Below are 18881 nucleotides of genomic sequence, written 5' to 3'. Positions count from 1 at the left end.
GCGCTGGAAGCGTGGATCCGCCTACGCGTTGCCGCTTTCAAGGAGCTCCAACGCGTACCGCAGATCCGCCGGATACTCGCTGGTGACTTCCACCCATTCGCCGGTCCGGGGGTGGTTGAAGCCAAGCCGCCGCGCGTGCAGCCACTGCCGGGTAAGACCCAGGTTGGCAGCCAAACGCGGGTCAGCCCCATAGGTCAGATCGCCAGCGCAAGGGTGCCTGAGGGCCGAGAAATGAACCCGGATCTGGTGTGTCCTGCCTGTCTCAAGGTGAATTTCCACGAGGGTCGCCTTGCCATAGGCCTCGAGGACTTCGTAGTGCGTCACTGAGGGACGGCCGTCCTCGATCACCGCGAAACGCCAATCATGCCCCGGGTGGCGCCCGATGGGCGCGTCTATGGTGCCCTCCAGTGGATCCGGCAGGCCCTGGACCACTGCGTGGTACACCTTCTCCACCGTGCGTTCCTTGAAGGCCCGCTTGAGCACCGTGTACGCCTGTTCGCTCTTGGCCACGACCATGACGCCGGAAGTTCCGACGTCGAGACGATGGACGATGCCGGCACGTTCAGGCGCACCGGACGTTGAGATCCGGTATCCCGCACCGGCAAGGCCACCCACCACGGTGGGGCCGACCCAACCTGGGGACGGGTGCGCCGCCACGCCAACAGGCTTGTCGATGACGACAAAGTCGTCATCGTCCAACAGGATGTTCAGGCCTTCCACGACTTCCTCCACGACTTCCAAGGGATCCCGGCGTTCCGGAACGGTGACTTCCAGCACGGACCCGGCGATGAGTTTCGCCGATTTGCCCAGCGTGCTTGCCGAGATGGTGACGTTGCCCTCGGCGATCAGCAAGGCGGCCGCGGAGCGGGAGATATCCATCAGTTTCGCCAAGCCTGCGTCGGCCCTGGCCCCGCCCAACTCATCAGGCACCACGAATTGCTCAGACATCGCCCCGGTCCTCACCCTCCGGCGTGGCGGGCTTATCCGGCGTCGAACCGGCGGAGTGGTGGCGGGAGCCATCGAGCCCGATCCCCCGCAAAGTCAGCAGGCAGATGATCACGACGCTGGAAACCACCGCGGAGTCGGCGATGTTGAAAATAGCGAAGTTGGGCAACTGGATGAAGTCCACGACGTGGCCCATGGCAAAGGAAGGCTCGCGGAAAAGACGGTCCGTGAGGTTTCCAAGCGCACCACCAAGCAGCAGGCCGAGTGCCAGGGACCACCAGACTGACCCCAATCGACGCACTTGGAAAAGGATCACCACTGAAACGGCCGCCATGACGATCGTGAAGACCCAGGTCACGTTTTCACCGATGGAGAACGCAGCGCCCGAGTTTCGGATGTAGTACCAGTGCAGGAGAGGAGGAAGGACGGGGATCCGCTCGCCTTCGACCATGGTGCTGGTGACCCAGAGTTTGGTCAGTTGATCGAAGGCGTACGCGAACACGGCGAAGCCTGCAAAGACCCAAAGCAGTGCGGGACGCCACGTGTGGGCTTTGATGCGGACCGGCTCCACGCTGCTGTTGGTTGGCTCGGTGCCGTCAGTTTGTTCGTCGCTCATAGTACTTTCATTCGGTAACCGTGGCTTCTGCGCCTTAACAGGCGAAAGCCGGTGGCCGAGGAATCCCCAGCCACCGGCTTTCAGAATACTTGCTAGACCTCTGCGGCGGCTTCGCCGACCTCAGGAGCCGCAACTGAGCCGCGGGCATCCAGGTCACGCAGCTGGCCTTCGATGTAGGCCTTCAGGCGGGAGCGGTAGTCGCGCTCGAAGCCGCGGAGCTGCTCCACCTTGCGTTCGAGAACGCTGCGCTGCTGCTCGAGGGCACCGAGGATCTTGCGGGACTTGTCCTGCGCGTCGTTGACGAGGCTGGAAGCTTCGATCTGCGCCTCGGCAATGATCTTTTCCTTCTGCTGCTCACCATCGGCCACGTGCTTGTCGTGCATCTGCTGAGCCATGGCCAGCAGACCCGCTGCGGACTCGGCAGAGGGCGAGCCGGCCGAAGGTGCGGCCGGAACCGGAGCGGCGGCAACAGCCGGCTCCTTCTTCTTCTCAGCCTCGGCCTTCGCTTCGGCTTCCGCCTTGGCATGGGCGTCCTTGTCGGCCTTCACCGGTGCGGGCACCTTCTCGACCACGGGTGCCGATGCCGCGCTTGCAGCCACTGGGTTTCCGGCTTCGCCGAGCTTCTTGCGCAGCTCGTCGTTCTCTTGGTTCAAACGCCTCAGCTCGACGACGATTTCGTCGAGAAAGTCGTCGACCTCGTCCTGGTCGTAGCCTTCGCGGAACTTGGTCGGCTGAAAGCGCTTGTTGACAACGTCTTCTGGCGTCAAAGCCATCTGGTCACCTCGTTGGTCTAGTTAGTCAGTAGGCCTTCCGGCCGTTCAAAACTACGGTACCTAAATATCATCTGATTCCCCCAATTCAACACCATCGTGTTGGGTCGGGAGATTGCAGCCCACCCGCCGACGAAACAGATTGACGGAAAATGGCCTGCGGAAAAGCTACGCCAGCGTGTAGACGAATCCCATCGCGATGCTGACGACAATAAACACGATGAGGAATGCCAGGTCAAGGGACACCCCACCAAGCTGCAGTGGCGGGATCAGCCGGCGGATCCGCCTCAAGGGCGGATCAGTCACGGAATAGACCACGTGCGCGGCAACCAGGGCTCCGCCCCGGGGCCGCCACTGCCGCGCAAACATCTGCACCAGATCGAAAACGAGCCTGATGACGAGGGTGACCAGGAACAGCAGCAATGCAATGTACAAAAGGCCGAAAACTATGCCCACGGGTTAGCTCAGATCTCCTAGTTCGCCACTTTTCTCGGTCAGTCCCTCTATTGCAACACAGATGCCAGGCAGATCGCTCTGCCTGGCATCCCGTGATGACTGTGCTAGCTCTGGTTGAAGAACGTTGCTTGGGCTTCGCTGACCTTCTTGTCGTCGCCAAGAACTTCGACGTACGACGGCGACAACAGGAAAACCTTGCTGGTAACGCGCTCAATGCTGCCATGGAGTCCGAAGACCAACCCGGCGGAAAAATCGACGAGGCGCTTGGCATCCCCCTCGCCCATGTCGGTGACGTTCATGATCACGGGGATGCCGTCCCGGAAACTTTCGCCGATGATCTTGGCGTCATTGTAGGAACGGGGATGGACGGTGGTGATCTGCCTCAGTCCGGAGGCGTCTTCGCGGCTCGATGCCGCGCGCTTGATAGGTGTCACGGGTGCGCGGTATTCCTCTTCGGCGGCAGGGGGGACTTCACGAACTACTTCACGTACAGGTGCAGGGGCGCGGCGCTCTTCACGATTGTGGTCAACAGACCGGTCCTCGTCCGCATGCTGCATGTGCTGCTCAGACTCGTAGTGTTCATCGCCATCGGCGAGCCCAAGATAAACCATTGTCTTGCGCAATGCGCCAGCCATGCTGGACTCCTATCGTGTCTGCAGTAGGCGGGCCGCCCATGACTTGACATCGCTGAAATCCCGGCCCGTCGCTTCCAATACTTTGACGCTACCCCACCCGCGGACGCGAACCGAGAATATCCGAGCCAATTCGCAGGTGTGTCGCACCAAATTGGACGGCGGCTTCGAGGTCCTGGCTCATCCCTGCGGATATCGCCACGGCGTCCGGATGCAGCCTCCGCAAATCCCGTGAAATGGCGGCGAGTTTCTCGAACGCTTCCTCGGGGGGCGCGCCGAGCGGCGCGACGGCCATGACTCCGGCCAGGCGCAGCCCGTCGGAGGTAGCGATGGATTCGGCGAGGCGTTCGACCTCGGACGGAGCGGCACCGCCGCGGTGGGCGCCGCCGTCGACCTCGAGGCTGACCTGGATGTAGCAGTCGAGGTCCTGCCTGCCGGCCTCGGATTGCTGGCGGGCAACAGCCTTGGCAAGGGCCTCGGCGAGTTGCGGACGGTCGATCGATTGTACGGAAAACGCATATTTCGCGACGGATTTGGCCTTGTTGCTTTGCAGTTGACCGATGAAGTGCCAACGCACCGGGAGTCCGGCAAGCCCGGCAGACTTCGCGGCCGCTTCCTGGTCGCGGTTTTCGCCGACATCGGTGACGCCAAGTGCCGCCAGCCGGACTACGTCCTCTGCCGGATGGAACTTGCTGACGACTATTAGTTGCGGCTCTTCGCTTCGCCCGGCTGCCGCGGTTGCCGCCGAAATCCGCTGGCGGACCGCGGCGAGCCGTTCGCGCAGCTCGGCGGTCCGTGGATCGCCCGCGGCGCTTTCAGCCGCCGGGAAATTCTCACTCATCCGTCCACACCAAGCCTGCAAATCGGCCCGTTTGCTGATTGCGCCTATACGAGTAAAGCCGGGCAGCCTCCAGCGTGCACTCCCCCGAGTACTCGACCGTGACGCCGAGGGCCTCCAGCTGGGCGCGCACACCGGCGGGCAGATCCAGTGCGGGCGTACCCCAGGAGGTTGTGGACCAGGTTTCCGGGACCGCGGCCGCTACGTCCGTCCGCAATTGTTCGGGAACTTCGTAGCATGCACCGCAGATGGAAGGGCCCACCCAGGCGCTGATGGTCGCCGCACCGCGGCTTCGCATATCCACCACAGTGGCCGAAACGATGTCCGCTGCAACCCCGGGCCGGCCGGCGTGGACCACGGCAAGGACCGGATCGGATTCGTCCTCCACGTCTCCCACTAGCACGACGGGGACACAATCGGCCACCATGACGGCGAGAGGCTGGCCCCTCGACACCATGGCGTCGGCCGTTGGTCCGGCCCCGTGCACGGAGATGAATTCGACGGCTTTTCCGTGGACCTGGTTCATGTATTGGAAATGGCGTTCGCCGAGCCCCGCTGCTGCTTCCAGCCGGGCCCGGCGCGCCATGACATCGTCAGGATTGTCCGCCACGTGCAGTGCAAGGTTGCCCGCATCGTCATCGGAGAAGGCAACCGAAATTCCGGGCCGCACTTCTTTTCGCCACCAAAACACTACTGGCTAACTCTCCTGGGTGGGTTTGAACGGACCTGCTACTTCAGGAAGTCCGGAACATCAAGGTCGTCGGTGCGGCTTCCCGAAAGGTCCGGTTCGACGACGGCGGGAAGGTCGACGTCGAAGCCCGAGTCAGCCGGCAACGCGGAAGGGCGCTGCTGGCCCCAGTTGCTCAAGCCGGAAGCGCCGACGCCGGCGGAAACGTGCTGCGGCGCGGAATAGGCCGGTGCGGCTGAGGGTGCCGGACGGTCCGGGGCCGCCGGGGCCTGGTGCTGACCGGGCTGCTGGGCAGCAGACTGGTTCATTGACGGTGATGTGGCCTTGACGTCGTCAAAACCGGCGGCGATGACCGTGACGCGCGCTTCGTCACCCAGGGCGTCGTCAATGACGGCACCGAAGATGATGTTGGCTTCGGGGTGGGCCACTTCCTGTACGAGCCTTGCGGCTTCGTTGATTTCGAACAGACCCAGGTCCGAACCGCCCTGGATGGAGAGCAGGACGCCGTGGGCGCCATCGATCGACGCTTCGAGCAGCGGCGAAGCGATGGCGAGCTCTGCGGCCTTGACAGCGCGGTCCTCTCCGCGCGCTGAGCCGATACCCATCAGCGCGGAGCCCGCGCCCTGCATGACCGACTTGACGTCGGCGAAGTCGAGGTTGATCAGGCCGGGGGTGGTGATGAGGTCCGTGATGCCTTGGACACCGGACAGGAGTACTTGGTCAGCGGAACGGAAAGCGTCCAGGACGGAGACGTTGCGGTCGCTGATGGACAGGAGGCGGTCGTTGGGAATGACGATGAGGGTATCGACTTCGTCGCGCAGGGCGTCGATTCCAGCCTCGGCCGAACCGGCGCGCCGGCGGCCTTCGAAGGTGAAGGGCCGCGTGACGACACCGATGGTCAGGGCTCCGAGCGAGCGTGCGATCCGGGCCACGACGGGGGCGCCGCCGGTTCCGGTGCCGCCGCCTTCGCCTGCGGTGACGAAGACCATGTCGGCTCCGCGGATAACCTCTTCGATCTCATCGGCGTGGTCCTCGGCGGCCTGGCGTCCGACGTCGGGGTTGGCGCCGGCTCCCAGGCCGCGTGTGAGCTCGCGTCCGACGTCAAGCTTGACGTCGGCGTCGCTCATGAGGAGAGCCTGGGCATCGGTGTTGATGGCGATGAACTCGACGCCGCGAAGGCCGACTTCGATCATTCGGTTAACTGCATTCACGCCACCGCCGCCGATGCCGACGACCTTGATGACGGCCAAGTAATTCTGCGGTGCTGCCACGTTTCGTGCCCCTTGCTTGTGTCCTATAGCGAAACAGATCGAGTCCAACTTGAATCCTTGGACCTTAACCCTCTAGTTGAAGGTTATAGTTATGTCAAGTAACTCTTAAGTGACGGTATGGGCTATGAATCCGACATTCAATGACCGCCTCCGCGTGTCGTGTGAAAGTCCGAAAAATAGCCCTGTGCGTCAGTGAGGCTACTACCTGAAATGGCCTATTTGGTGAACGGGTGCCTCGGTGCGCTGACATCGTAGACATTCACCGGAACTTTTGGATTGGCGGGAGCCTTGAGCAACGCCTGAAGGACGCGCGCCTTCAGCTCCTTCTCGTCCGCATTTCCCCACACAACGATCTTGCCGTCTGTGAGCTTGAGCTCGACGGCGTCCGGCGACGAGGCCGACGCACTGGCCATCTTCGCCAGGACATCCGCCGGGAGGGTCGCAAGAACTGCGGTGATCGCCCTGAAGAGATTCTGATTGGCTCCTTGCCCATCGATGAGGGGCAAGGCAACCGATGCGGTATCGGCGGTTGATCCGAGCTGGACGCCGTCGACGTCAACCAGTGAATAGTTGTCGCCGCTCTTGACCAGGGCCACGGGTACCCGTTCGACGACGTGGACCAAGAGTTCCGACGGCGGGCGGGCTTCGGTACTGACGGAGCGCACTTGGACAAGGGGCTTGAGCAGCGCGGCAATCTCGGCGTCGCTGATTTGCGGAAGGGGTTTTCCCTTCACTGGTTCCAGGGCCTTCTGGACGCTCCCCGCCTGGAGCAGCTTGGTGCCGTCGACCGTCACCGTGCGCACGGCGAACACCGGCGAGTAAATCGCCGCAACGATTATTCCGGCGACCAGGGCCACAATAATGGCCAAGGCCGTGATCACGGCCCGCCGCCGCTTGCGTCCCTTGGGCTCCGGAAAGGCCAGCACATTGCTGTCTTTCCCGCCGGCGGACCCCGAAGGGCCCCCGACGGGATCGTCGAGGCTGCGTTCAGCACTGACGACTCCGGGCCGGGTGCCCGCCTGCGGCTTGAAAGTGGGCTTCCTGGTGTCAGCCACCCAACAGCTCCACGATCCGGGGCCCGTAGGCCGTCACGTCGCCGGCTCCCACGGTCAGGACGATGTCACCCTCGCCGGCCGCGGAAAGAACCGCGTCCAGCGCTTCCTGTCCGCCGGCCACGAGCCTGCCGCTCTTGAGGCGCCCCGTGATCAGGGTACTCGTGACTCCTGGAATGGGATCCTCGCGGGCAGGGTAGATGTCCAGCACGAGGGCCGTATCCGCCTCGCCAAGCGCCTCTGCGAACTGTTCCGCAAACTCTCGGGTGCGCGAAAACAGGTGGGGCTGGAAGAGCACGTGCACCTTGTTGCCGCCTGCCACGGAGCGGGCAGCGGACAAGGCGGCCCGGACTTCCGTGGGGTGGTGGGCGTAGTCGTCGTAGACGCGCACGCCCCTCCCCTGTCCTTTGAACTCGAATCGCCGCGATGCTCCGGTGAAATGGCCGAGGGCGGCCGCGGCAGCCTGGGGCGCCACGCCGAGCTCGACTGCGACGCCGAACGCGGCCGCCGCGTTCAACGCGTTGTGCCGCCCGGGCACTTGAAGGTCAAGGCGGTATTCCCGCCCGTCGATGGAAACCAGGACGTCGCCGGGTCCCCCATCGTGCAGGCGGATATCCGCGTCCTCCGCGGTCCCGTAGGCCAGCACCCGGGTATTGCCCGCAGCACGGGTGCGTTCCGCGAGGGCCCGGGCGCCGTCGTCGTCCGCACAGGCGAAAAGAACGCCGTTGGCGGGCAGGAGTGCCGCGAAGCTGTCGAAGGAGGCGTAGACAGCCTCAGGCGTGCCGTAGTAGTCGAGGTGGTCGGCCTCGACGTTGGTGACGACGGCGATGAGGGGCCGGTAGTTGAGGAAAGAACCGTCCGATTCATCGGCTTCGGCAACGAAGATGTCCGAGGTGCCGTGCGCTGCGTTGACACCGAGGGCAGGTACGTTGGCGCCGATGGCGAAGGACGGATCAAGGCCCGCTTCCTTGAGCAACACGGCAACCATTGAGGTGGTGGTGGACTTGCCATGCGTGCCGGCCACGGTCACCACACGGTCTGCGCCCATGGTCGCCGCGAGGGCCTCCGAGCGGTGGAGCACCGGAAGGCCGGCCGCCCGGGCCGCTTCAAGCTCCGGATTGTCCGCCCTGATGGCCGAACCCGCGACGACGGTCTGCGCGTCACGAAGATTTTCCGCGGCGTAGCCAACTGCGATCCGGGCCCCCGCGGACCGGAGGTCGTCCATGACGGGGAGGTCTTTGGCGTCGGAACCGCTCACCGGAACGCCCCTGGCCACCATGATGCGCGCGACGGCAGACATGCCCACGCCGCCGATGCCGATGAAATGGATCCTGCCGAGGTAATCGATGTCTGCGGGGGGCTGGGTCATTCGGTTACCGCTTCCAAGACGAGATCGGCCATCCGCCGATCAGCATTTCTAATGCCAAGTTCCTTTGCCTTGCTGGCCATATCCTCAAGGCGGGCTTGATCCGTGAGCAAAGGAATCAACTCGGCCTTGAGCCATTCCGCGGTCAGGGCCCGGTCATCGACCAAAAGCGCCGCCCCGGCTTTGACCAGCGCGGAGGCGTTCAATGCCTGCTCACCGTTTCCGATGGGCAGCGGAACGAAGACCGCAGGGAGCCCGACGGCGGCCACCTCGCTGACGGTTGCCGCGCCGGATCGGGCAAGGAGGACGTCCGCAGCCGCGTAGACGTTTTCCATGCCGTCCACGTATTCCACCTGGTGGTAGCCGTCGGCAGCCAAGGGGGCGCCGTCGTCGTTCGTCACGGCCTTGCCGCGGCCGGTGATGTGCAGTGTCTGGATACCGGCCTCCGACAAAGCGGCGACGGCTCCGGCTATGGTGCGGTTGATGCTCTGGGCGCCGGAGGAACCGCCCGTCACGATAAGTGCGGGCTGTCCGGCGTCCAGACCGAGCGACTGCCTGGCGTCCGCGCGCCAAGCCGCCCGGTCCAAACCGGCGATGGCCTTGCGCATGGGCATCCCCACGTGGCGGGCGTGCCGTAACCGGGTCTCGGGGAAGGCCACACCCACATGTTTGGTGAACATCGCTCCTACCCGGTTGGCAAGCCCGGCACGCGTGTTGGCCTCGTGGATGACGATGGGGATCCTGCGACGCCAAGCCGCGAGATACATGGGCGTGCAGACGTAGCCGCCGACGCCGAGGAGGACGTCCGCCTGCGCGTCGTCGAGAATGCGCCCGGCTTGCTTGACAGCGGCCGCGAGCCTGCCGGGCAGTTTGAGCAGGTCGGCGGAAGGCTTCCGGGGAAACGGAACCCGGTCGATGGTGGCCAACTCGTAGCCGGCAGCCGGAACGAGACGCGTTTCCATGCCGTTGGGTGTGCCGACGGCAAGGATCCTGGCATCGGGCCGGAGCGACTTGATGGCATCGGCAATGGCAAGCAGGGGGCTGATGTGTCCGGCGGTCCCTCCGCCGGCGAGGACCACGGAGAGGGGCTTGGGCTGGGAATTCATGGAGTGCTATGTACGCTTTCGTGCAGTTTTCGCAAATCGCCAGCGCGGCTTGGAGCGGCTGGCGGGAGCCATTTGGGCGCGGGCCAAAGACAACACTACGCCCACGCCGCATAGCGACATCACCAACGCTGAACCCCCATAGGAAATGAAGGGCAGCGGCACGCCGATCACGGGGAGCAGGCCTGCCACCATCGCCATGTTGATCGCGGCCTGTCCAAGCATCCACGCCATGATCGATCCGCCGAGCACCCGGGCGAACAAGTCTTCCTGGTGGCTGACGACCCGGTAAATGGCCACGGCGAGCAAGGCAAAAAGCACCAGGACCACGATCGTCCCCACAAGCCCGAGTTCTTCCCCGATGACAGCGAAGATGAAGTCGTTGTGAGCTTCGGGAATCCACTGGTATTTTTGCCGGCTCTGGCCAAGTCCAACACCAAGCCAACCTCCCGAAGCGAGGGCGCTGAGCCCCTGTTCGCTCTGGAATCCGATGTCGCTTGCCCCTGCGCAGCTCTGCCCCATCCACGAGGTGATCCGGCACATCCGGTTTCCACTCGTAAACGCCAGGATCAGGGCAGCAGCTGCGGCAACGCCACCGGCCGCAGCGAAAAGCTTCAAGTTGACGCCGCCGAAAAACAATCCCGCAGCCATGATGAGCATGACCACAAGCGAGGTGCCGAGGTCATGTCCCAGGACAATCAAGGTGACGATGGCGCCGGAGACCGGCACGACCGGGATCAGCGCGTGCGTCCATTTGTCAAGAAGCTTTGCCTTGACGGAAAGAACCGTGGCCATCCAGAGCACGAGCGCGAACTTGGCGTACTCCGATGGCTGGAAGGTGAAGCCGCCGATCTCGATCCAGTTCTGGTTGCCCAGAACACGTTTGCCGATGACCAGGACCAGCACCAGCAAGGCGCCGGCAAGAATGATCGAGGGCCATGCGAATCGCTTGAGCCACAGGACGTTGACCCGCGAAAGCACCAGCATCGCAACGATGCCGATCGCGGCGAACATGCCCTGCTTAGTGGCGATGGAGTACGGGGATTCGCCGGCCGCAATCGCTTCGACGCTCGACGCCGACAGGACCATGATGATCCCGATGGCCGTCAGGGCAAGCGAAGCTCCAAGAATCAAGTAGTAGGTTGACCCGCCGCTCGATTTACCGCTTCCTTCCAGAGTCGACCAAAACCCGGAAATCCCGGAGCGGATGCGGGACGGCAGCGAGGCCCGCGCCACGCCTGCCGCGGGTCCGGCGGGGTCTGCCTTACCGGCCCGGGTCCGCCCGGGCCCGCTGCGCGTGGGCGTGCTGACCATTGTTACTCCTCGGTGGTCTGTGCCTGGCCTTCCACAAGCTCGCGCACTGCCCGGATGAAAGCATCGCCACGGTGAGCGTAGGAAGAGAACTGGTCCATGGAGGCAGCCGCCGGGGCCATCAGCACGGTATCGCCGGGCTCGGCGATACTTGCTGCCGACTCGACAGCATGGGCCATCACGGTGTCGCCGAAGATCGGAGACGGTTCCGCGGCGGTACCAGCTGAATCGGCGGACTGCACCATTTCAGTGTCGCCCTTGGGCTGCCCGATTACGGGAACATCCGCTGCGTGTCGCTTGAGGGAGGCTTCCAGGTCCGCGGTGTCGGAGCCGATCAGCACGACCGCCTTGAGCCTGTGCGCGTTGCTTTTGACCAAGTCGTCGTAGTTGACGCCCTTGGACAGGCCGCCGGCGATCCAGACGACGTGATCGAAAGCCGACAGGGCCGCAGACGCAGCATGCGGATTGGTCGCCTTGGAGTCGTTGACCCAGAGGACGCCGTTCTGCTTGGCGACAGGCTGGATACGGTGGTCCCCGGGGAGATAGTTCCTGAGCCCCTCACGCACTGCGGCCGGTTCGACGCCGTAGGCGCGCACCAGTGCAGCCGCGGCCAGCGCGTTCGCAACCATGTGTCGCGGCGCAGCCGTGCCCAGATCCGCCAGGGAGGCGAGTTCCTCTGCGGAACTCTTGCGCTCTTCGATGAACGCGCGGTCCACGAGCAAGCCCTCGACCACGCCGAGCATGCTGACAGCCGGAGTCAAGGTGGTGAAACCGATCGCCCGGCAACCCTCGACAACGTCGGCGTTTTCCACCATGCGTTCGGTCTCGATCTGCTCGGCGTTGTAGATGCACGCCTTCTGGGTGTTCTCGAAGATCTTTGCCTTGTCCGCGAGGTAGGACTCGTAGGAGCCGTGCCAGTCGACGTGGTCCTCGGCGACGTTGAGGCAGACGCTCGCCACCGGGGAGAGCGATTCGATCCAGTGCAATTGGAAGCTGGAAAGCTCAACCGCGAAAGCGTCGTACTCCACGGGGTCACGGAGTGCGTCCAGGATGGGGGTGCCTACGTTCCCCACGGCGATTGCCTTGAGCCCTGCTGCCTGCAGCATGGCTTCGGTCATGCCCACCGTGGTGGTTTTTCCGTTGGTCCCCGTGATCGTGAGCCAGTCCGCGGTCTTACGGCCCTTGCGTTCGCGTACCCGCCAGGCGAGCTCGACGTCGCCCCACACCGGTACGTGGGCCCTTTTGGCAGCTGCCAGGAGTGACTGGTCCGGCCGCCAGCCCGGCGACGTCACGACGAGGTCGGGCTTTTCACCGTCCACGCGGGGCAGCGTTCTGACGGCGTCCTGGCCGAGGAGGACGTCTGCTGCGCCGACGATCTTCAAGGTGTCCGCCTGGGCGAGGGCCTTGGCGCTCGTGGCGGCGTCAACAACCACCACACGGGCGCCGAGTTCTATCAAGGTATCGGCGGCCGCGAAACCGGAGACGCCGATGCCCGTCACGACGACGCGCAGGCCCTTCCAGTCGGAATCCCAACTGACGAGGCTCTCGAGCCGGTCGTTGGCAGAAGGCTTGGTTTCAGGACTTGCGCTCACAGCAGCACCACCCATTCAGCATAGAAAATCCCAAGGCCTGCGGCGACGAACAAGCCACAAAGAATCCAGAATCGGACAACCACCGTGATCTCGGCCCAGCCCTTGAGTTCGAAATGATGCTGAAGGGGCGCCATTTTGAAGACCCGCTTACCCTTGGTGACCTTGAAGTAGCCCACCTGGATGATGACCGACAGCGTGATGAGGACGAAAAGCCCACCGATGATGCCCAAGAGAAGTTCGGTGCGGGAGAGGATCGCAAAGCCGGCCACCGCTCCGCCGATCGCCAGGGACCCGGTGTCTCCCATGAAGATCTTCGCCGGAGACGTGTTCCACCAGAGGAAACCCACCAGCGCGGCACTGCAAATGGCCGCCAGGAGCGCCAGGTCGAGCGGGTCGCGGACCGAATAGCAGCCGCTGCCCGCCTCGCGGGGTGAACCGCACGCCTGGTTGTTCTGCCAGATTCCCATGAGTGTGTACGCCCCGAAGACCATGATGGAGGCGCCGGCGGCAAGGCCGTCCAGTCCGTCCGTCAGGTTGACGCCGTTGGTTGCCGCAGTCACGATCAGGTTCGACCAGATGACAAACAGGATGGCTCCGAGGACGGTGCCCCCGAAGGCCAGGTTCAGCCAGGGAATGTCCCGCACAAGGGAAATATGGGTTGAGGCCGGCGTGATCCCCTGCGAGTCGGGGAAGTTCAGGACGAGTACTGCGAAGACAATGCCAACAAATGCTTGGAGAATCAGCTTGGCCTTGGCATTGAGTCCGAGGCTGCGTTGCTTGGAAATCTTGATGAAATCGTCGAGGAAACCAACGAATCCCATACCCACCATCAGGAACAACAAGAGCAAGCCCGAAGCTGACGGGCCCGGTGATCGCGGGTTCATCATCCACATGATCAGGTGGGTCAACCCATAGCTGATGAGGACGGCGGCCACCACGACCGTCCCGCCCATGGTAGGAGTACCACGCTTGGTGTGGTGGGAGGTGGGTCCGTCGTCGCGGATGAACTGTCCGTATCCCTTGGTGACGAGGAACCGGATGAAGAGTGGCGTTCCGACCAAAGCCACCAGGAGGGCGACGCCCGCGCCGATCAACAGTGCAATCACAGCAGCTCGTTCCCTTCATTGGCGGCAGTTGCAGCCGCGGTGTTCGCACTCGTACCGGCCTGTGGAGGTAATGCTATCCGATCACCCAAATGCCTTAAGCCGACCCCGTTGGAGGACTTGAAAAGCACCAAGTCGCCTGGTTTGAGCTCGGCCTGCAGCAGTTCGTAGGCCTCGTCGGCCGTTTCGGCGAAAATGCACTCGTCGCCCCAGGAGCCTTCCTGGATCGCGGAAATGTACAGCGCCCGGGCTTCGCGGCCAACCACCACGAGCCTGGAAATGTTCAAGCGAACCACTTGCGTCCCCACTGCGGTGTGTTCGCGAATGGAATCTTCGCCGAGTTCCAACATCGCGCCCAGCACCGCCCAGGTGCGGCGCCCCTGGCCGAGGTCGGCGAGGGTGCGCAAGGCTGCACGCATGGATTCCGGATTCGCGTTGTACGCGTCGTTGATGATGGTGACGCCGTCTGCCCGTTCAGTGCGTTCCATTCTCCACCGGCTGGCCGGGGACTGCTCGCTCAGCGAGTCGGCGATCCCGGCTGCAGGGAGGCCCGCCGCGAACGCGGCGGCCGCGGCGGCAAGCAGGTTGGTGACGTGGTGCGCACCGATGAGCTTGCTGTGGACGCGATGGGGGACCCCGCCGTCGGGAAGGATGAGTTCGAACTCCGGGTGGCCGTCTTCATCGATATCGGCGTTCCTGGCTTCGACCTCGGAGCCGGAAATGCCCGTAGCGGTGGTTCCGAGCACTTTGGCCTGGGTGCGGGAGACCATCGCCGCGACGCGCGCGTCGTCGAGGTTGATGACGGCGGTTCCGTCCTTCCCCAGCGCCTCGACGAGTTCGCCCTTGGCCTTCGCTATGTTCTCCACCCCGCCGAACTCTCCGGCGTGGGCGGTGCCGACGCAAAGAACGACGCCGATGTCCGGCTTGACCATCTCGGCGAGGTATTTGATGTGGCCGACACCGGTGGCGCCCATTTCGATCACGAGGTAACGCGTGCCCGCATCGGCTCCGAACACGGTGAGCGGCACGCCGACTTCACCGTTGTACGAACCCTGCGGTGCCACTGTGGCGCCGTCCCGGGAAAGAATGCCCGCGAGCAAGTCCTTGGTGGTGGTCTTGCCCGCCGAGCCTGTGATCCCGATGACAGTGAAGGGCTCCCCTTGGGCCGTACGTGCGGCGCGGATGCGGCGCACGGACTCTGCGGCCAGGGCACCCATCGCGATCACGGCGTCATCGACGACGACGGCGGGGTACGGCCGGCCGTCGTCGTCGGAAACGTCGCGCTCGGTCAGCGCCAGGACAGCCCCGCGCTCGAAAGCGGCGCCCACGTAGGCGTGGCCGTCGGCGTTCTCTCCTGGTTTGGCCACGTACAACGATCCGGCGGCCGCCTCGCGGGAGTCGGTGACGATGGACGCCGGGACAATGCCCGGATCCGCTGCCAATCGGCCATTGGTAATATCGGCGATCTCCGCCGCAGTAAGTGCAATCATCTCGGTCTAGGACTCTATCCGCTCGTCCGTGGAAACCTTGAATCCCCTGGCTGTCAAGGCCGCCCGCAGTTCCACCCGGTCGTCGAGGGCAAGGTTGACGCCCTTCACTTCCTGCCAGACCTCGTGTCCTCGGCCGGCGATCAGGATGGTGTCCTTCTCGGTGGCCAGATCCACGGCTTGGCGGATGGCGACGTCCCGGGGGTACGCTTCCACGATCTCGCAGTCAAGGTCCTCCGACTCGCGGGCGGCCCGGGCGCCGGCGATGACTTCCGCACGGATCGCCGCGGCGTCTTCGTCATGGGGATCGTCGTCGCTGACAATCACGACATCGGCGAGCCGGGCGGCGATGGCGCCCATGGTCGGCCTCTTGCCCTGGTCGCGCTGTCCTGTGGCGCCGAAAACGACGATCACCCGGGATCCGGGTGCTTGCGATCGTACGGCCTTCAGGGCCCGCGCCAGCGCGTCCGGGTTGTGTGCGAAATCGACAACGGAAGCCGGGGCATCCGAGATCAGCTGCATCCGGCCGGGTACCGAAACGGTGAAGGGATCGTGGCTGTCCAGCGCCGCCTGAAGTGCCGACCGGTCGATGCCGGAGTCGAGCACCATGATGGTGGCCAGGGCCGCATTGGCGACGTTGAAATCACCCGGCAATCCTGTATGGACGCGCAGGACCGATCCATCGCGGTGGCGCAATTCGAAGTCCGTTCCAAGTCCGCGTGGTTTGGAAGACTCGACCGTCCAGTCAGCTTCGCTCCCGGCGGTGGCCGACAGCGTGGTGACGGGAATTCCCGCCTCTTCGGCCAGCAAGCGCCCCCACGGATCGTCCACGGTCACTACGGCCCGCCGTGCGCGCGCTCTCGTAAACAGCTCCGCCTTGGTACGGAAGTATTCGTCCATGCTTCCGTGGAGATCGAGGTGGTCCTGCGTCAGATTGGTGAAGCCGGCAACGTCGAACGTCACCGAGTCGACCCTGTGGAACGAAAGAGCATGGGAAGAAACCTCCATGGAAGCCGCCTCCAACCCACGTTCACGCATGAGGGCGAGCAAGGCATGGACGTCCGTTGACTCCGGCGTGGTCAGCAGGCTCGGGATGGCCTCGCCCCCCGCAAGAATTTCAATCGTCCCGATCAGGCCCGGATTCATGCCCAGGGCACGGAGCAAGGAGTTGATGAAATACGTCGTCGTGGTTTTGCCGTTGGTACCAGTTACGCCGAAGAGCGTGGGCGAAACCCCATCGAGGGGCTGGCTTCGATAAACGAGGGCAGCGAGGGTGCCGACGGCTGCACGGGGATCGCCAACGATCAGCACCGGAACTGCAAGGTCCTCAAGTGCCAGTTGACGTGCGCCGTCCTCATCGGTCACAACGGCCACAGCACCGGCTGCCACCGCCTGGGTGACAAAGTCTGCCCCGTGGCGTGTGGCACCGGGAAGGGCCAAGTACAGGTCACCCGGCTCGACGGTGCGCGAGTTGAGGGACACACCAGTGACCGACGTACCGGCTGAGTCCGGGGTCAGCGCGATTCCGAGGGAGGATGCGATGGCCTCCAGGGCAACGGGCGCCACGACGGCTGGACGGAAGCCGGGTTTGTCCGTAGCCGGCGGGTTCCCTGTAGGGATCGATACGGCATCATTCTGCTCTGACAAGGTGGTCTCCGTTGGTACTCGTAAAACTGGCCGCGCGGGAACCCTTGGGCTCCCGCTAACGGCATGGGTTGATCTAAATGTGGCCGGACAGATGCCCAACAAGCTTACTTGGCGAAACTGAACTACTTGCCGTACTGCCCCTATGTGCAGTCCTGGTCCTTATTTGCCGTATTGGGGGAACCGCGCCGGAGTGCCGGTGGACGGCGGGACGTTGTAGGTGCGCAGGACCTGGCCCATCACCGAGCGGAAAATCGGTCCTTGCGTGATGCCGTAGATGTTGCCCTTGGGCCTCTGGACAACAACCTCGACGATGAACCGTGGATTTTCCATGGGCGCCATCCCAATGATGGAAGCCGTGAAGCCATCGAAGCCGGGCAGGCCGTCTTCGCGGGGTGCCTCGGACGTTCCCGTCTTGGCGCCCACCCGGTATCCGTCGATGCCGGCATCTTTCACTTCGCCCATCGTCACGTTGCTCTCCAGGATGTCCCGCACTTGCTGCGCGGTGTCCTTGGTAACGACTTGCCGGGCGTCCTTGGCAGGTGCTTTCGCCTCGACCCCGTCGGCGCCGACGTAGCCGTCGATCAACCTGGGTTGCAGCATCACGCCGTCGTTGGCCACGCTTTGGTATGCCCGGACGGTCTGCAGCGTGGACTGGGAAACGCCTTGGCCGAACAGGACAGTGTACTGCTGCCGGTCGTCCCATTGATCGGGCTTGGCAAGGATTCCTGAGGCTTCGGCGGGAAGACCAATGTCCGGCGCTTCCCCGATGCCGAAGCGCTGGAGATAGTCGTAGCGCTGTTGCTTGCTCAACCGGCTGCCGATCATCACGGTACCGGTGTTCATCGAGTAGCCGAGGATACCGGCGAGGGTCCGCTGTTCGGTTCCGTGGAGGAAGGCATCGGTGAAGGTCTGACCGTCGATGGTCACGGCAGGAGGAACGGTAACGGTGTCCAAGGGGCTGGACTTTCCTTCATTGATCGCAGCGGACGCGGTGATCATCTTCTCCACCGAACCAGGCTCATAGGCGGCTGTCACTGACCGAACGCCGCGGTCCGCAGCCGCCACTTTGCCCGGGTCGTTGGGATCCGGGGCGTTCGTATCCGCCATCGCAATGAGGTTCCCGGTCTTGATGTCCTCAACGACGATTGATCCCCACTCGGCATTGAGCTGGTTGACCTGGCTCTGGATGGCCTGCTGCGCAAAGTACTGGATGTCCGTGTTCAGCGTCAGCTTGACGTCTTTGCCGTTGACTGCCGGGGTCAGCAGATCGGTTGCCACGGGGATACGGAGACCGTCCGCGCCGATCTCAAAGACGCGCTTGCCGTCCTTGCCGCGGAGGAGGTCGTCTTGGGTCTGCTCAAGGCCGGCTTGGCCCGTGGTGCCGTCCTTGAGGAAGCCGATGATGCCACCGGCGACGCTGCCGTTGGGATAGACGCGCTTGCTGATGCCCTCCGAGACGATACCCGGGATGTGGAGTTGGGATATCCGGTCCTCGACGTCCGGCTTCACTTCCTTGGCCACGATGTTGTATTTCTTGCCGCCGGTCACGGCCTGAGTCACCTGGTTGACGTCCATCCCCAGGACGCTGGAAAGCTCCGCTATCCCCTGGGTCCTGGAGATCTTATCGATGGCTTGGGTCTGGGCGTTGTAGCGCGAAAACTCGGACGTGTTGGTGTTGACCGTTTGGTCCACCACAATGTTGTAACGGATCACGCTGCTGGCCAGCACGGTGCCGTTGGCGTCAATGATCTTGCCGCGTTCGGCCGGCAGGACGGTGGTCGTCAGCCGGTTGTTGTAGGCAGCCTCGGCCAGGCCACCGACGTCGAGCCCCTGGACGAGGAACAATTTGCCCCCGACCACCAGCAACAGCGTCAGCATGATTCCGAGGCCGAGGCGCAGGCGCTTCTTCGCCACCGGCGTTCTCTTGTTCTTCGATTTGCCGGTCTTCTGCACCACGTCGATTCCTTGCTGCTTGCCTTGCTGGTCACCTGAAATCAGGTCGGC

17 protein-coding genes are annotated in these 18881 nt (G+C 63.8%); all 17 read right to left on the bottom strand.

What is annotated here, in order from left to right:
• Positions 1-21: 21 nt before the first annotated feature.
• The gene (locus tag LFT47_RS08175; protein WP_236816913.1) at positions 22-948 is read right to left on the bottom strand and encodes an RluA family pseudouridine synthase; all 927 of its coding nucleotides are present in this window, start codon (positions 946-948) and stop codon (positions 22-24) included.
• On the bottom strand, positions 941-1561 hold the full coding sequence (gene lspA / locus LFT47_RS08170) for a signal peptidase II (RefSeq protein ID WP_236816911.1): 621 nt from the start codon (positions 1559-1561) through the stop codon (positions 941-943). The genes LFT47_RS08175 and lspA overlap by 8 nt, the downstream gene beginning before the upstream one ends.
• A gap of 92 nt (positions 1562-1653) precedes the next feature.
• Positions 1654-2334, bottom strand: a complete 681-nt coding sequence (locus LFT47_RS08165) for a DivIVA domain-containing protein (protein ID WP_236816909.1) — start codon at positions 2332-2334, stop codon at positions 1654-1656.
• Positions 2335-2499: 165 nt separating this feature from the next.
• Positions 2500-2787, bottom strand: coding sequence for a YggT family protein (locus LFT47_RS08160; protein WP_236816907.1), 288 nt, complete (start codon positions 2785-2787; stop codon positions 2500-2502).
• Between the two features lie 104 nt (positions 2788-2891).
• Positions 2892-3422 carry a cell division protein SepF gene (locus tag LFT47_RS08155; RefSeq protein WP_236816905.1) on the bottom strand — a complete coding sequence of 177 codons (531 nt, stop codon included), beginning with the start codon at positions 3420-3422 and terminating at the stop codon, positions 2892-2894.
• An 88-nt stretch (positions 3423-3510) separates the two neighbouring features.
• Entirely contained in the window at positions 3511-4260 is a 750-nt protein-coding gene (locus tag LFT47_RS08150; protein ID WP_236816903.1) for a YggS family pyridoxal phosphate-dependent enzyme, read from the bottom strand.
• On the bottom strand, positions 4253-4948 hold the full coding sequence (locus tag LFT47_RS08145; protein WP_236816902.1) for a polyphenol oxidase family protein: 696 nt from the start codon (positions 4946-4948) through the stop codon (positions 4253-4255). Before LFT47_RS08145 ends, LFT47_RS08150 begins: the two co-directional genes overlap by 8 nt.
• A 38-nt stretch (positions 4949-4986) precedes the next feature.
• Positions 4987-6216 carry a cell division protein FtsZ gene (ftsZ, locus tag LFT47_RS08140; RefSeq protein WP_236816900.1) on the bottom strand — a complete coding sequence of 410 codons (1230 nt, stop codon included), beginning with the start codon at positions 6214-6216 and terminating at the stop codon, positions 4987-4989.
• Positions 6217-6431: 215 nt separating this feature from the next.
• Positions 6432-7271, bottom strand: coding sequence for a cell division protein FtsQ/DivIB (locus LFT47_RS08135; protein WP_236816893.1), 840 nt, complete (start codon positions 7269-7271; stop codon positions 6432-6434).
• The gene (gene murC, locus LFT47_RS08130) at positions 7264-8637 is read right to left on the bottom strand and encodes a UDP-N-acetylmuramate--L-alanine ligase (RefSeq protein WP_236816891.1); all 1374 of its coding nucleotides are present in this window, start codon (positions 8635-8637) and stop codon (positions 7264-7266) included. The genes LFT47_RS08135 and murC overlap by 8 nt, the downstream gene beginning before the upstream one ends.
• Entirely contained in the window at positions 8634-9740 is a 1107-nt protein-coding gene (gene murG, locus LFT47_RS08125; protein ID WP_236816889.1) for an undecaprenyldiphospho-muramoylpentapeptide beta-N-acetylglucosaminyltransferase, read from the bottom strand. Before murG ends, murC begins: the two co-directional genes overlap by 4 nt.
• 6 nt (positions 9741-9746) lie before the next feature.
• A complete protein-coding gene (ftsW, locus tag LFT47_RS08120; RefSeq protein ID WP_236816887.1) occupies positions 9747-11051 on the bottom strand; it encodes a putative lipid II flippase FtsW in 1305 nt (434 codons plus the stop codon).
• 2 nt (positions 11052-11053) lie between these two features.
• On the bottom strand, positions 11054-12655 hold the full coding sequence (murD, locus tag LFT47_RS08115; protein ID WP_236816885.1) for a UDP-N-acetylmuramoyl-L-alanine--D-glutamate ligase: 1602 nt from the start codon (positions 12653-12655) through the stop codon (positions 11054-11056).
• The gene (mraY, locus tag LFT47_RS08110) at positions 12637-13746 is read right to left on the bottom strand and encodes a phospho-N-acetylmuramoyl-pentapeptide-transferase (RefSeq protein WP_236816883.1); all 1110 of its coding nucleotides are present in this window, start codon (positions 13744-13746) and stop codon (positions 12637-12639) included. Before mraY ends, murD begins: the two co-directional genes overlap by 19 nt.
• On the bottom strand, positions 13743-15233 hold the full coding sequence (locus LFT47_RS08105; protein WP_236816882.1) for a UDP-N-acetylmuramoyl-tripeptide--D-alanyl-D-alanine ligase: 1491 nt from the start codon (positions 15231-15233) through the stop codon (positions 13743-13745). Before LFT47_RS08105 ends, mraY begins: the two co-directional genes overlap by 4 nt.
• 6 nt (positions 15234-15239) lie before the next feature.
• Positions 15240-16877: a UDP-N-acetylmuramoyl-L-alanyl-D-glutamate--2,6-diaminopimelate ligase gene (locus LFT47_RS08100; RefSeq protein WP_442863447.1), complete on the bottom strand. Its 1638-nt coding sequence runs from the start codon at positions 16875-16877 to the stop codon at positions 15240-15242.
• A gap of 159 nt (positions 16878-17036) precedes the next feature.
• On the bottom strand, positions 17037-18833 hold the full coding sequence (locus LFT47_RS08095) for a peptidoglycan D,D-transpeptidase FtsI family protein (RefSeq protein WP_236816880.1): 1797 nt from the start codon (positions 18831-18833) through the stop codon (positions 17037-17039).
• Positions 18834-18881 lie beyond the last annotated feature (48 nt).

The sequence above is a fragment of the Arthrobacter sp. FW306-2-2C-D06B genome (assembly GCF_021789175.1).
In the GTDB taxonomy this organism is placed as follows: Bacteria; Actinomycetota; Actinomycetes; order Actinomycetales; family Micrococcaceae; genus Arthrobacter.
The sequence above is the reverse complement of the archived record's forward strand: the minus strand, read 5'-3'. Positions and strand labels throughout refer to the sequence as shown.